Source organism: Streptomyces vinaceus, assembly GCF_008704935.1.
In the GTDB taxonomy this organism is placed as follows: domain Bacteria; phylum Actinomycetota; class Actinomycetes; order Streptomycetales; family Streptomycetaceae; genus Streptomyces; species Streptomyces vinaceus.
In genome coordinates, this window is the sequence record NZ_CP023692.1 from 5,580,704 (window position 1) to 5,594,600 (window position 13,897).

The window sequence follows — 13,897 nt, forward strand, 5'->3', positions numbered from 1 at the left end:
CGTCTCAAAGGGGCCCGCACGTCACACGTGCGGGCCCCTTTGAGACACGCCCCATTGACATGGGCATCGCTTGATCGTGAGCCTGTCGTCCGAACGCTTTCGTGGCAGACGACGCCCAGGGGGGCACATGAGGCACCGCGCGAGATCGATCCTCGCCGCAAGCGCACTCGTCTTCGGAACCACACTGGCCGCCCTCCCGGTGGCCCACGCCCGCCCCGCCGCCGACGCCGCACCCGGCGCCGACGAGGTCCGGGTCTACGACGCGGAGGTCACCAAGGAGCAGGTACCCCTGCTCCTCGCCGCGGGCCAGGACGCCCACGAGCTCACCGAGCGCGCCCCGCAGAGCGGGACCGCGAAGGTCGAGCTCTTCCTCACCGGCGGCCAGGCCAAGGAACTCGCCGGGCAGGGCGTCAAGCTCGCCGAGCACAAGGTCCCCGCGAACGCGGCCCGTTCCCAGACCGCCGGCGACGGGGTCTTCCGTCCCTACAGCGGCAAGGGCGGGCTCCAGGAGGAGATCCTCAAGACGGCCCAGGCCAACCCCGGGCTCGCCAAGGTGGTCTCCATCGGCAAGACCGTCCAGGGCAAGGACATCCTCGCCCTGAAGGTCACCAAGAACGCCCGGACCACCAAGGACGGCGGCAAGCCGTCCGTGCTCTACATGTCGAACCAGCACGCGCGCGAGTGGATCACCCCCGAGATGACCCGGCGGCTGATGCACCACACCCTCGACAACTACGGCAAGGACCAGCGGATCACCCAGCTGGTGGACTCCACCGAGCTGTGGTTCCTGCTCTCCGCCAACCCGGACGGGTACGACTACACGCACTCCCCGGACGGCGACCGGCTGTGGCGCAAGAACCTGCGCGACAACAACGGCGACGGCAAGATCACCACCGGTGACGGAGTCGACCTCAACCGGAACTTCGCCTACAAGTGGGGCTACGACAACGAGGGTTCCTCGCCGAACCAGTCGAGCGAGACCTACCGCGGTGCCAAGCCCTCCTCCGAGCCGGAGACCGTCGCCCTCGACAGGTTCGAGAAGCGCATCGGCTTCAAGTACGCCATCAACTACCACTCCGCCTCCGAGCTGCTGCTCTACGGCGTGGGCTGGCAGGTGGCCACCCCCACCCCCGACGATGTCGCCTACAAGGCGCTCGCCGGCACCCCGGAGAACTCCGCGATCCCGGGCTACTACCCGCAGATCTCCTCCGAGCTCTACACCACCAACGGCGAGGCCGACGGCCACGCCGCGAACGTCAACGGCGTCATGATGTTCACGCCGGAGATGACCACCTGCCAGACGGCCTCCGCGAGCGACCCGAACGACCGGTGGAAGCCGGAGGACTGCCAGTCCGGCTTCAACTTCCCGGACGACGAGAAGCTCATCCAGGCGGAGTTCGCCAAGAACGTCCCCTTCGCCCTCGCCGTCGGCGAGAGCGCCGCCCACCCGGACCGGCCGAAGTCCTCCGTGGGCCTGAGCGCCGCCGACTTCACCCTGGACCCCTTCACCACCTCCTACGTGGCCAAGGGCGAGGACCAGACGGTCTCCGTCACCGCCCGCAAGGCGCTGAAGGACAAGCAGCTCAAGTTCCGCATCAACGGCGGCCGTACCCACGACGACGGACTCAAGGCCTGGAAGGGCGGCGACGTCTACGGCGGCGAGGACAACAACTGGTTCGACGAGTACCGGGCGAAGGTCGACGGGGCCAAGCCCGGCGACAAGGTCGAGGTCTGGTTCACCGGCCGCGACGGCTCCGGCCGTCAGGTCTCCAGCGAGCACTTCACGTACACGGTCGCCGCGCGGCCGCGCGCCGACGTGCTGGTGATCGCCGAGGAGGGCGCCAAGGCCCAGCACGCGCAGGAGTACGTCGACGCCCTGCGCGCCAACGGCAGGTCCGCCGCGGTCTGGGACGTGGCCGTGCAGGGCGCCCCGCACCACCTCGGCGTCCTCTCCCACTTCCGTACGGCCGTCCACTACACCGGCGCCAAGGCCCCCGGCGGCGACACCCAGCTCGCCGTACGGGACTTCCTCAACGAGGGCGGCAAGCTGATCGAGGCGGGCGAGCTCGCGGGCGGCAACGCCCAGGTCGGCCGCGCCGTGACGGACGACTTCAGCCAGTACTACCTCGGCGCCTACAGCCGTACGAGTGCCTCCGGCGCGACCGGCTTCACCGGTACGGGTGCCCTCGCCGGAGCCAAGGGCGGCCTCGGCGACGCGGCGGGCAACCCGCTCAATGCCCCCGGGTCCTACGCGGTCACCTCCGACGCCCTCCCGGCGGACCGGTTCCCGCAGTTCAAGAGCGCGCAGGCGGGCTCGTACGCCGGGGTCGTGAATCCGTACGCCCCCTACGCGGGCACGGGGATGGCGGCGGCCACCCACGAGGACGACGAGTGGAAGCGGCTGACCCGCACCATCGACCTGACGCAGGTCACCGCAGCCGACAGGCCGCAGCTCAAGATGGCCCTCAACTGGAACACCGAGCCGGGCTACGACAACGCGATCCTGGAGGCCCACACCACCGGCGCCGAGGACTGGACCACGCTGCCGGAGGCGGGCGGGCTGACGGGCACCGCCGTCCCGACGGAGTGCGGGGCCGGGTTCTACGTCAACGGCCACCCGTTCCTGAAGCACTACCTCACAGTCGACAGCGCCGGCTGCACCGCCAGCGGCAGCAGCGGTCAGTGGAACAGCTTCACCGGCTCCTCCGACGGCTGGAAGCAGGTCGCCTTCGACCTGAGCGCGTACGCGGGCAAGACCGTCGAGGTCTCCCTCTCGTACGTCACCGACGGCGGCTCCGGCGGCCGCGGCCTCTTCGCGGACGACGCACGCGTCTCCGTCGGCGGGACCGACCAGGCCGTGGAGGGGTTCGAGACCTCCTTGGGCGCCTGGACCGCCCAGGGCGCACCTGCCGGAAGTCCCGTGGTCCCGGGCGATTGGGCCCGGTCCGGAGAGCTGTTCAAGTCCTACGCCTCGGTCACTACGCGTGACACGGTGCTCCTCGGCTTCGGCCTCGAACACCTGCCGACGGCGGCGGACCGAGCCGTACTCATCGGTAAGGCGCTCAGGTCGCTGCACCACTGATCATTCGAGCCCCCGACGCTCACTCTGAGTGACGGGGGTCAAGGTCCCCCGGGTCCCGTGCCGAACGCCGGGCACGGGCTCCGGGGGCGGTCTCCCGTGGGGCAGGGCGAGTGTCAGGTCCCGGCCGATGTCACTCAAAAGCTCACGGAGAGGTAGGGTCGTAAGCGGTCGGGGACATCCCATACAGCTCGCCGGCGGGACAGGCCGGCGCACCAACGAGGAGATCGGTTCGTGACGATCCGCGTAGGCATCAATGGTTTTGGCCGAATTGGCCGCAACTACTTCCGGGCGCTCCTTGAGCAGGGAGCGGACATCGAGATCGTCGGTGTCAACGACCTGACTGACAACGCGACCCTGGTGCACCTGCTCAAGTACGACACCATCCTGGGCCGCCTCAAGGCCGAGGTCTCCCACACCGACGACACCATCACCGTCGGCGGCAACACCTTCAAGACGTTCGCCGAGCGCGACCCCGCGAACCTGCCCTGGGGCGAGCTCGGCGCGGACATCGTCATCGAGTCGACCGGCATCTTCACGAAGAAGGCCGACGCCGCCAAGCACATCGCCGCGGGCGCGAAGAAGGTCCTCATCTCGGCTCCCGCCAAGGACGAGGACATCACGATCGTGATGGGCGTCAACCAGGACAAGTACGACGCGGCCAACCACCACGTCATCTCCAACGCCTCCTGCACCACCAACTGCGTGGCGCCGATGGCCAAGGTTCTCGACGAGAACTTCGGCATCGTCAAGGGCATGATGACCACGGTCCACGCGTACACGAACGACCAGCGCATCCTGGACTTCCCGCACTCGGACCTGCGCCGCGCCCGCGCCGCCGCCGAGAACATCATCCCGACCTCGACGGGCGCCGCGAAGGCCACCGCTCTGGTCCTCCCGCAGCTCAAGGGCAAGCTGGACGGCATCGCCATGCGCGTCCCGGTCCCGACCGGCTCGGTCACCGACCTCGTCCTGGAGCTCTCCCGCGAGACCACCAAGGAAGAGATCAACGCAGCCTTCCAGAAGGCCGCCGAGGGCCAGCTCAAGGGCATCCTCGACTACACCGAGGACGCGATCGTCTCCTCCGACATCGTGAACTGGCCTGCTTCCTGCACCTTCGACTCCTCCCTGACCATGGTTCAGGACGGTACGCAGGTGAAGGTCGTCGGCTGGTACGACAACGAGTGGGGCTACTCCAACCGCCTCGTCGACCTGACCGTCTTCGTCGGCGGTCAGCTCTAAGTCTCAGGTAGCAGGGCCAGGCACCAAGATGTGAGGACAGGGTCCGGTCAGCGCGATGGAGCGCTGCACGGGCCCTGTCGTCTGCCTCCACCGAACGGCCCCGCACCGGCAGAACCCGTGTATGGGGATAAGGAGTAGAAACACATGAAGACGATCGACGAACTGCTCGCCGAGGGCGTGGCCGGCAAGCGGGTCTTCGTCCGCGCCGACCTCAACGTGCCGCTCGCGGGCGACACGATCACCGACGACGGCCGCATCCGCGCGGTGCAGCCGACCATCGCGAAGCTGGCCGAGGCCGGCGCCCGCGTGATCGTCGCCTCGCACCTGGGCCGCCCCAAGGGCGCCCCGGACCCGGCCTTCTCACTCGCTCCGGCCGCCAAGCGACTCGGTGAACTGCTCGGTGCGGACGTCGCGTTCGCCACCGACACCGTCGGCTCCTCCGCCAAGGAGACGGTCGCCGCCCTCGCCGACGGCCAGGTCGCCGTCATCGAGAACCTGCGCTTCAACGCCGGTGAGACCGCCAAGGACGACGCCGAGCGCGGCGCCTTCGCGGACCAGCTCGCCGAGCTCGCCGACGTCTACGTCGGCGACGGCTTCGGCGCCGTCCACCGCAAGCACGCCTCGGTCTTCGACCTGCCCGCGCGCCTCCCGCACGCGGCCGGCTACCTGATCGCCACCGAGGTCGGCGTCCTGAAGAAGCTGACCGCCGAGGTCAAGCGCCCGTACGTGGTCGTCCTCGGCGGCGCCAAGGTCTCCGACAAGCTGGCCGTCATCGACCAGCTCCTCGGCAAGGCCGACCGCATCCTCATCGGCGGCGGCATGGCGTACACCTTCCTCTACGCCAAGGGCTGCGAGGTCGGCATCTCCCTGCTCCAGAAGGACCAGGTGGACGTCGTCAAGGAGTACATGGAGCGCGCCGAGAAGAGCGGCGTCGAGCTGGTCCTGCCGGTGGACGTCCTGGTCTCCGCGGACTTCCCGGACCTGAAGACCAAGGCCCCGGCCGACTTCGAGACCGTCGACGCGGACAAGATCCCCGCCGACAAGGAGGGTCTGGACATCGGTCCCAAGACCCGTGAGCTGTACGCGTCGAAGATCGCTGACGCGGAGACCGTCTTCTGGAACGGTCCCGTGGGCGTCTTCGAGCACCCCGACTACGCCGGAGGCACCCGCGCCATCGCGCAGGCCCTCGTCGACAGCAATGCGTTCACCGTGGTCGGCGGCGGCGACTCCGCCGCGGCCGTGCGCACGCTCGGCTTCGACGAGAACGCATTCGGTCACATCTCGACCGGTGGCGGCGCCTCCCTCGAATACCTTGAGGGCAAGACGCTCCCCGGCCTCGCCGCACTGGAGGTCTGAACCCGTATGACCACGCGTACCCCGCTGATGGCGGGCAACTGGAAGATGAACCTCAACCACCTTGAGGCCATCGCCCACGTCCAGAAGCTCGCCTTCGCGCTCGCCGACAAGGACTACGACGCCGTCGAGGTCGCGGTCCTGCCGCCCTTCGTCGACCTGCGCTCCGTCCAGACCCTGGTCGACGGCGACAAGCTGAAGATCAAGTACGGCGCCCAGGACATCTCGGCGCACGAGTCCGGTGCCTACACCGGCGAGATCTCCGGCTCCATGCTCGCCAAGCTGAAGTGCACGTACGTGGCCGTCGGCCACAGCGAGCGCCGCCAGTACCACGGCGAGACCGACGAGCTCTGCAACGCCAAGGTCAAGGCCGCCTACGCGAACGGGATCACCCCGATCCTGTGCGTCGGCGAGGGCCTCGACGTCCGCAAGGCCGGCCGGCAGGTCCCGCACACCCTCGCCCAGCTCGACGGCGGCCTCGATGGCATCCCGGCCGACCAGGCCGAGTCCATCGTCATCGCGTACGAGCCCGTCTGGGCCATCGGCACCGGCGAGGTCGCCACCCCCGAGGACGCCCAGGAGGTCTGCGGGGCGATCCGCACCCGCCTCGCGGAGCTGTACTCGCAGGAGCTGGCCGACAAGGTCCGCATCCAGTACGGCGGCTCGGTCAAGTCCGGCAACGTCGCGGCGATCATGGCCCAGCCCGACGTCGACGGCGCCCTGGTCGGCGGCGCGGCGCTGGACGCCGAGGAATTCGTGAAGATCGTCCGCTTCCGCGACCAGTGAGCTGCGTGATCGTCGCAGCGAGTATGCGGTAGGACGGATCCGTCGTACCCTTGCGGGGGCCAGGAGGCTGAACCACCAGCCACTGGCCCCCGCGCACGTCAAGCGGGGCCGGACAGCCGGAAAACCCAGAAAGTAGGAATCAGCCGTGGTTATGGGGTTCTCGATCGCCCTGATCGTGTTCAGCGCTCTGCTGATGCTGCTCGTGCTGATGCACAAGGGCAAGGGCGGCGGCCTTTCCGACATGTTCGGCGGCGGCATGCAGTCCTCCGTCGGCGGCTCCTCGGTCGCGGAGCGCAACCTGGACCGGATCACCGTCGTGATCGGTCTGCTCTGGTTCGCCTGCATCATGGCGCTCGGGATTCTGCTGAAGTAGCGGAGTCGACGGTTCTGGCCATTCCGCCGGACCGGTCGGCTCCACCCCGCCTATCATGAGGACGGCGTCCACGGCCTGGAGTGAGTAACTCCATGTGATGGACGTGCGTTGGGCCTTACGTAGACTGGGGCGCCCGCGGCGGAATCCACTCACGCTTCGCGGCACCATCACGCAGGGAGTTACGACCGTGGCAAGTGGCAACGCGATCCGTGGCAGTCGGGTCGGAGCGGGGCCGATGGGTGAGGCCGAGCGCGGCGAGTCCGCGCCCCGCCTGCGCATCTCCTTCTGGTGCTCGAACGGGCACGAGACGCAGCCGAGCTTCGCCAGCGACGCGCAGGTGCCGGACACCTGGGACTGCCCGCGCTGCGGGTTCCCGGCCGGCCAGGACCGGGACAACCCGCCCGCGCCGCCGCGCACCGAGCCCTACAAGACGCACCTGGCGTACGTGCGGGAGCGGCGGTCGGACGCCGACGGCGAGGCGATCCTCGCCGAGGCCCTCGCCAAGCTGCGCGGCGAGATCTGACGGACGCAAGAGTGACGGTGTGACATCGGGCCCGGCCCGCAGGAGTCTTCTCCAGCGGGCCGGGCCCCTTTGCGTACCCCCGCGCCGAAGGCGCTGTCCGGCACACCCCCCTTTGATCCCTTAAGTTGGTGATCGGCGGGGCACGACAGGACGGAAGAAACGGGTTGATGTCCGAGATGAACGCAAACCAGGCCGCCGCGCGGAGCGCGTCGAACGAGGGCGGTGGCGGGCGACGGGCGGGACGGATGAAGCTCAACCGGACGCCCGAGTGGCTGGCACTCGGCAAGCACCGCGAAGAGCTGGGGCAGACGCACCTGCGCGAGCTGTTCGCGGCGGATGCGAACCGGGGAACGGGTTACACACTGCGGGTCGGGGACCTGTACATCGACTACTCGAAGCACCTGGTGACCGACCGGACGCTGGAACTGCTGCGCGAGCTGGCGGCGGCGACGGGCGTGGCCGAGCTGCGCGAGGCGATGTTCCGCGGCGAGAAGATCAACACGACGGAGGACCGGGCGGTCCTGCACACCGCGCTGCGCGCGCCGCGGGACGCGGTGGTCGAGGTGGACGGCGTGAACGTCGTCCCCGCGGTGCACGAGGTCCTCGACAAGATGGCGGCCTTCTCCGCGCAGGTCCGCTCGGGGGAGTGGACCGGCTTCACCGGCAAGCGCATCAAGAACGTGGTCAACATCGGCATCGGCGGCTCCGACCTGGGCCCGGCGATGGCGTACGAGGCGCTGCGCGCCTTCACCGACCGCACGCTGACCGTGCGGTTCGTGTCCAACGTGGACGGCGCCGACCTGCACGAGGCCGTACGGGACCTGGACCCGGCCGAGACGCTGTTCATCATCGCCTCCAAGACCTTCACCACCATCGAGACCATCACCAACGCCGAGTCGGCGCGGGAGTGGCTGCTGGCGGGTCTGGGGGGTGACACGGCGGCCGTGGCACGGCACTTCGTGGCGCTGTCGACCAACGAGGAGAAGGTCACCGGGTTCGGCATCGATCCGGCCAACATGTTCGGGTTCTGGGACTGGGTCGGCGGGCGCTACTCCTTCGACTCCGCGATCGGGCTCTCGCTCATGATCGCGATCGGTCCGGACGCCTTCCGGGAGATGCTGGGCGGCTTCCGGACGGTGGACGAGCACTTCCGCACGGCCCCGCCGGAGCAGAACGTACCGCTCCTGATGGGCCTGTTGGGGGTCTGGTACGGGGCGTTCTTCGACGCCCAGTCGCACGCGGTCCTCCCGTACAGCCACTACCTCTCCCGCTTCACCGCGTACCTCCAGCAGCTGGACATGGAGTCCAACGGCAAGTCCGTGGACCGCGACGGCGATCCGGTGGAGTGGCAGACCGGTCCCGTGGTGTGGGGCACGCCCGGCACCAACGGGCAGCACGCGTACTACCAGTTGATCCACCAGGGCACGAAGGTGATCCCGGCGGACTTCATCGGCTTCGCCCGGCCGATCGGCGAACTGGAGCCGAAGCTGGCGGACCAGCACGACCTGCTGATGGCGAACTTCTTCGCGCAGACGCAGGCGCTGGCCTTCGGCAAGACGGCCGAGGAGGTCCGCGCGGAGGGCGTGCCGGAGCCGCTGGTCCCGCACAAGACCTTCAAGGGGAACCACCCGACCACGACCATCCTGGCGCAGGACCTCACCCCGGCGGTGCTGGGCCAGCTGATCGCCCTGTACGAGCACAAGGTGTTCGTCCAGGGCGCGGTGTGGAACATCGACTCCTTCGACCAGTGGGGCGTGGAGCTCGGCAAGGTCCTGGCGAAGCGGGTCGAGCCGGCGCTGACGGAGGGCGCGGACGTGCCGGGGCTGGACGCCTCGTCGAAGGCCCTCGTGACGGAGTACCGGAAGCTGCGCGGGCGCGCCTGACGGCACGGGCGAGCGATACGGACGAAGGGCCCGCTCCCGGAAACGGGGGCGGGCCCTTCGGCCGTACGCGGGTCAGGAGGCGGGCGGCGGGTACATCCCGGCCGGGAGCTTCGCCGCGGCCGCGCGGTCCAGCAGCCACAGGGTGCGGGAGCGGCCGTACGCCTGCGCGGCGGGGGCCTGCACTCCGCCGGCGCCGCCGAGGGCGATGGCCACCGCCCCGGCCTTGTCCTCGCCCGCCGCGAGCAGCCAGACCTCGCGGGCCGCCCGGATGGCCGGGAGGGTCAGGGAGATCCGGGTGGGCGGCGGCTTGGGCGCGCCGTGCACGCCGACGACCGTGCGGTCGGCCTCGCGGGAGGCCGGGTGCTCGGGGAAGAGCGAGGCGATGTGGGTGTCGGGGCCGACGCCCAGCATGAGGACGTCGAAAGTGGGGACCGGACCGTGGTCCTCGGGCCCCGCGGCCTTCGCCAGCTCGGCCGCGTAGGCGGCGGCCGCGGCGTCCACGTCCGCCCCGTACGGTCCGTCGGAGGCGGGCATCGCGTGGACGCGGGCCGGGTCGACCGGGACGGAGTCCAGGAGGGCCTCACGGGCCTGGGTGTGGTTGCGCTCGGGGTCGTCGGCGGGGACGTAACGCTCGTCGCCCCACCAGAGGTCGATGCGCGACCAGTCGACGGCGTCCCGGGCCGGGGCCGCGGCCAGCGCGGCGAGGAGGCCGTTGCCGTTGCGGCCGCCGGTGAGGACGACGGAGGCGCTGCCGCGGGCGGCCTGCGCGTCGACGATCTTGGTGATGAGCCGGGCCGCTGCGGCCTGGGCCATCAGCTCCTTGTCTCGGTGGACGACGACCTGGGGAGTCGTCATGCCCATGGCTGCCGCCTTCTCGGTTGGGGGTTGGCCGGGGCTCCGCTCCGGATCCCGCGAAGGGATCCGGAGCGGAGCCCCGGGTGTGCTACTTGGCCGAAGCCTTCTTCGAGGGCTTCGCCGCCGGCTTCGCGGGCGCGGCGTCGGCCTTGGGGCCGGTCACCGTCTCCGGGGAGTCCGTGGGCGCGACCTCGGCCTCGGCCGCAGCGGGGGCCGGGGCCGTCAGCTTGGACACGCCGAACTTCAGCGCGGCCTCGAAGGTGTTGTCCGGGTCGAGCCGGCGCAGCTCCTCCGCCAGGAGCTCGGCCGTGTCCCGGCGCTTGAGCGCCACGGCACGGTCGGGCTGGCCCGGCATGCACAGCGTCGCCAGCGAGCCGTCGGCCCGGTCCAGGACGATGTCCCCGTCCTTGGTCTCCAGCCGGACCGAGGTCAGGCCGGGACCGTCCGAAGCCGTACGGCGGACGGGCACCTGGAGGCGGTCCGCCAGCCACATGGCCAGCAGCTCGCAGCTCGGGTTCTCGTCCTCGCCCTCGACGACGACCGAGGCCACCTTGAGGGACTGCTGGTCCAGTGCGGCGGCCAGCATCGAGCGCCACGGCGTGATCCGGGTCCAGGACAGGTCCGTGTCACCCGGGGCGTAGGCCGCGGCCCGCTCCCCGAGCGCCTGCTGCGGGTTCTCGCTGGCGTACGTGTCCGAGATCCGGCGCTGTCCGAGCGCACCCAGCGGATCGCCCGCCAGGTTCGGCGGGGCGCCGTCGGGCCACCAGACCACGACGGGCGCGTCCGGCAGGAGGAGCGGGAGAACCACCGACTGGGCGTGGTTGACCAGTTCACCGTGGAGGCGCAGCACCACCGTCTCGCCGGTGCCGGCGTCCGCCCCGACGCGGACTTCCGCGTCGAGACGGGCGTCGCGGCGGCTGCGCGGCGAGCGGCTGGCCCGCTTGATGACGACGATGATCCGCGAAGGGTGTTCGTGGGACGCGTCGTTCGCCGACTTGAGCGCGTCGTACGCGTTCTCTTCGTCGGTCACGATCACCAGCGTGAGGACCATGCCGATGGCCGGCGTGCCGATGTCCCGGCGCGCCTGCACCAACGCGGCGTTGATCTTGCTGGAGGTGGTCTCCGTGAGGTCGATCTTCATGGCCGGCGCCAGCTCCGTCCGTCTCGTGCGAGCATCTCGTCCGCCTCGACCGGCCCCCAGGTCCCCGCCGGGTACTGAGCGGGCTTGCCGTGCTTGTCCCAGTACTCCTCGATCGGGTCGAGGATGTTCCAGGACAGCTCGACCTCCTGGTGGCGCGGGAAGAGGTTCGCGTCACCCAGCAGGACGTCGAGGATCAGCCGCTCGTACGCCTCGGGGCTCGACTCCGTGAAGGACTCGCCGTACGCGAAGTCCATCGTCACGTCCCGGACCTCCATGGAGGTGCCCGGAACCTTGGAGCCGAAACGCACCGTGATGCCCTCGTCCGGCTGGACCCGGATGACCAGGGCGTTCTGCCCCAGCTCCTCGGTCGCGCCCGACTCGAACGGCAGGTACGGGGCCCGCTTGAAGACCACCGCGATCTCGGTCACCCGGCGGCCCAGGCGCTTGCCCGTGCGCAAGTAGAACGGGACGCCCGCCCAGCGGCGGTTGTTGATCTCCAGGCGGATGGCCGCGTAGGTGTCGGTCTTCGACTTGGGGTCGATGCCGTCCTCTTCGAGGTACCCGACGACCTTCTCCCCGCCCTGCCACGCCGCCGAGTACTGGCCGCGCACGGTGTGCTTGCCCAGGTCCTCGGGGAGCTCGACGGCCGTGAGGACCTTGAGCTTCTCCGCCACGAGCGCCTTGGGGTGGAAGGAGCCGGGCTCCTCCATCGCGGTCAGCGCGAGCAGCTGGAGCAGGTGGTTCTGGATGACGTCACGGGCCGCGCCGATGCCGTCGTAGTACCCGGCCCGGCCGCCGATGCCGATGTCCTCGGCCATGGTGATCTGCACGTGGTCGACGTACGACCGGTTCCAGATCGGCTCGAACATCGTGTTGGCGAAGCGGAGCGCCAGGATGTTCTGGACGGTCTCCTTGCCGAGGTAGTGGTCGATCCGGAAGACCTCGTCCCGCGGGAAGACCTCGTGGACGACCTTGTTGAGCTCCTCGGCGCTCTTCAGGTCGTGCCCGAAGGGCTTCTCGATGACGGCACGCCGCCAGGAGCCCTCCTTCTGCGCCAGCCCGTGGTTCTTGAGCTGCTGGACCACCTTGGGGAAGAACTTCGGCGGCACCGACAGGTAGAAGGCGAAGTTGCCGCCCGTACCCTGCGCCTTGTCGAGGTCGTCGATCGTGGACTTGAGGGTCTCGAAGGCCGCGTCGTCGTCGAAATCGCCCTGCACGAAGCGGCAGCCCTGCACCAGCTGCTGCCAGACCTCCTCCCGGAAGGGGGTGCGCGAGTGCTGCTTGACGGCCTCGTACACCTCCTGGGCGAAGTCCTCGTGCTCCCATTCACGGCGGGCGAAGCCGATCAGCGAGAAGCCCGGCGGCAGCAGCCCCCGGTTCGCCAGATCGTAGATGGCGGGCATCAGCTTCTTGCGCGACAGGTCACCCGTAACGCCGAAAATGACCAGGCCGGACGGCCCCGCGATGCGCGGGAGCCGCCGGTCCTGTGCGTCACGAAGCGGGTTCGCTCCGTTCACAGACAAAGTGTTCAGGCCTCCGTGGGGGCGAGGCGCTGGAGCTCCGCCTCGGTGGACTTCAGCAGGTCGTTCCAGGACGCCTCGAACTTCTCGACGCCCTCGTCCTCCAGCAGCTGCACCACATCGTCGTACGAGATGCCCAGCTTCGCGACCGCGTCGAGCTCGGCGCGGGACTGGTCGTACGTGGCGCGCACGGTGTCACCCGTGATCTCACCGTGGTCGGCGGTGGCCTCCAGGGTGGCCTCCGGCATGGTGTTCACCGTGTTCGGGGCGACCAGGTCGACCACGTACAGGGTGTCCTTGTACGCCGGGTCCTTGACGCCCGTCGAGGCCCACAGCGGACGCTGCTTGTTGGCGCCGACGCGCTCCAGGGCGTTCCACCGGTCGGAGGAGAAGACCTCCTCGTAGGCCTCGTAGGCCAGACGGGCGTTGGCGAGGGCCGCCTTGCCCTTCAGGGCCTTGGCCTCGTCGGTGCCGACGGAGTCCAGGCGCTTGTCGATCTCCGAGTCCACGCGGGACACGAAGAAGGAGGCGACCGAGTGGATCAGGGAGAGGTCCAGGCCCGAGGCCTTGGCCTTCTCCAGACCCGCCAGGTATGCGTCCATGACCTCGCGGTAGCGCTCCAGCGAGAAGATCAGCGTGACGTTGACGCTGATGCCCTTGCCGATGACCTCGGTGATCGCCGGCAGGCCGGCCTTGGTCGCCGGGATCTTGATGAGGGTGTTCGGGCGGTCCACCAGCCAGGCGAGCTGCTTGGCCTCGGCGACCGTCGCCGCGGTGTTGTGCGCCAGGCGCGGGTCGACCTCGATGGAGACCCGGCCGTCCTGGCCGTCGGTGCGGTCGTAGACCGGGCGCAGGATGTCGGCGGCGTCGCGGACGTCCGCCGTCGTGATCATGCGGATGGCCTCGTCGACGGTGACCTTGCGGGCGGCCAGGTCGGCGAGCTGCTGCTCGTAACCGTCACCGCTGCTGATCGCCTTCTGGAAGATCGACGGGTTGGTGGTGACACCGACCACGTGCGACTGGTCGATGAGCTCGGCGAGGTTGCCGGACGTGATGCGCTTGCGGGACAGGTCGTCCAGCCAGATCGCCACGCCCTCGTCGGAGAGGCGCTTGAGTGCGTCTGTCATGGGAATTGCATCTCC

General features: G+C 69.6%; 11 protein-coding genes. 7 read left to right on the plus strand and 4 right to left on the minus strand.

All coding sequences use genetic code 11. From position 1 onward, the window contains the following. Positions 1–127 precede the first annotated feature (127 nt). The 7 genes from CP980_RS25170 (at position 128) to pgi (ending at position 9,239) form a co-directional block, all read left to right on the plus strand. The gene (locus tag CP980_RS25170) at positions 128–3,082 is read left to right on the plus strand and encodes a M14 family metallopeptidase (RefSeq protein ID WP_150529141.1); all 2,955 of its coding nucleotides are present in this window, start codon (positions 128–130) and stop codon (positions 3,080–3,082) included. Positions 3,083–3,313: 231 nt separating this feature from the next. Next, the gene (gene gap, locus CP980_RS25175) at positions 3,314–4,321 is read left to right on the plus strand and encodes a type I glyceraldehyde-3-phosphate dehydrogenase (protein WP_030160344.1); all 1,008 of its coding nucleotides are present in this window, start codon (positions 3,314–3,316) and stop codon (positions 4,319–4,321) included. A gap of 144 nt (positions 4,322–4,465) precedes the next feature. Then, complete coding sequence (locus CP980_RS25180) at positions 4,466–5,677, plus strand: phosphoglycerate kinase (protein WP_132760609.1); 1,212 nt, start codon at positions 4,466–4,468, stop codon at positions 5,675–5,677. Between the two features lie 6 nt (positions 5,678–5,683). Beyond that, on the plus strand, positions 5,684–6,460 hold the full coding sequence (gene tpiA / locus CP980_RS25185) for a triose-phosphate isomerase (protein ID WP_132760608.1): 777 nt from the start codon (positions 5,684–5,686) through the stop codon (positions 6,458–6,460). Between the two features lie 151 nt (positions 6,461–6,611). Beyond that, positions 6,612–6,833 (plus strand): preprotein translocase subunit SecG, encoded by a 222-nt coding sequence (secG, locus tag CP980_RS25190; RefSeq protein WP_030858951.1) that lies wholly within the window; start codon positions 6,612–6,614, stop codon positions 6,831–6,833. A 187-nt stretch (positions 6,834–7,020) separates the two neighbouring features. Continuing rightward, positions 7,021–7,356: an RNA polymerase-binding protein RbpA gene (locus tag CP980_RS25195; RefSeq protein ID WP_010352468.1), complete on the plus strand. Its 336-nt coding sequence runs from the start codon at positions 7,021–7,023 to the stop codon at positions 7,354–7,356. 245 nt (positions 7,357–7,601) lie between these two features. Beyond that, a complete protein-coding gene (pgi, locus tag CP980_RS25200) occupies positions 7,602–9,239 on the plus strand; it encodes a glucose-6-phosphate isomerase (protein WP_229907346.1) in 1,638 nt (545 codons plus the stop codon). A 72-nt stretch (positions 9,240–9,311) separates the two neighbouring features. On the opposite strand, the gene pgl is transcribed toward pgi, so the two are convergent. The 4 genes from pgl to tal all read right to left on the minus strand — a co-directional run bounded on the left by pgl (position 9,312) and on the right by tal (position 13,882). Next, positions 9,312–10,094, minus strand: coding sequence for a 6-phosphogluconolactonase (gene pgl / locus CP980_RS25205; RefSeq protein WP_150530349.1), 783 nt, complete (start codon positions 10,092–10,094; stop codon positions 9,312–9,314). 88 nt (positions 10,095–10,182) lie between these two features. Then, on the minus strand, positions 10,183–11,235 hold the full coding sequence (gene opcA / locus CP980_RS25210) for a glucose-6-phosphate dehydrogenase assembly protein OpcA (RefSeq protein ID WP_132760605.1): 1,053 nt from the start codon (positions 11,233–11,235) through the stop codon (positions 10,183–10,185). After that, positions 11,232–12,758 carry a glucose-6-phosphate dehydrogenase gene (gene zwf, locus CP980_RS25215; RefSeq protein ID WP_373312979.1) on the minus strand — a complete coding sequence of 509 codons (1,527 nt, stop codon included), beginning with the start codon at positions 12,756–12,758 and terminating at the stop codon, positions 11,232–11,234. Before zwf ends, opcA begins: the two co-directional genes overlap by 4 nt. Before the next feature lie 5 nt (positions 12,759–12,763). After that, the gene (gene tal / locus CP980_RS25220) at positions 12,764–13,882 is read right to left on the minus strand and encodes a transaldolase (RefSeq protein ID WP_132760604.1); all 1,119 of its coding nucleotides are present in this window, start codon (positions 13,880–13,882) and stop codon (positions 12,764–12,766) included. Positions 13,883–13,897 lie beyond the last annotated feature (15 nt).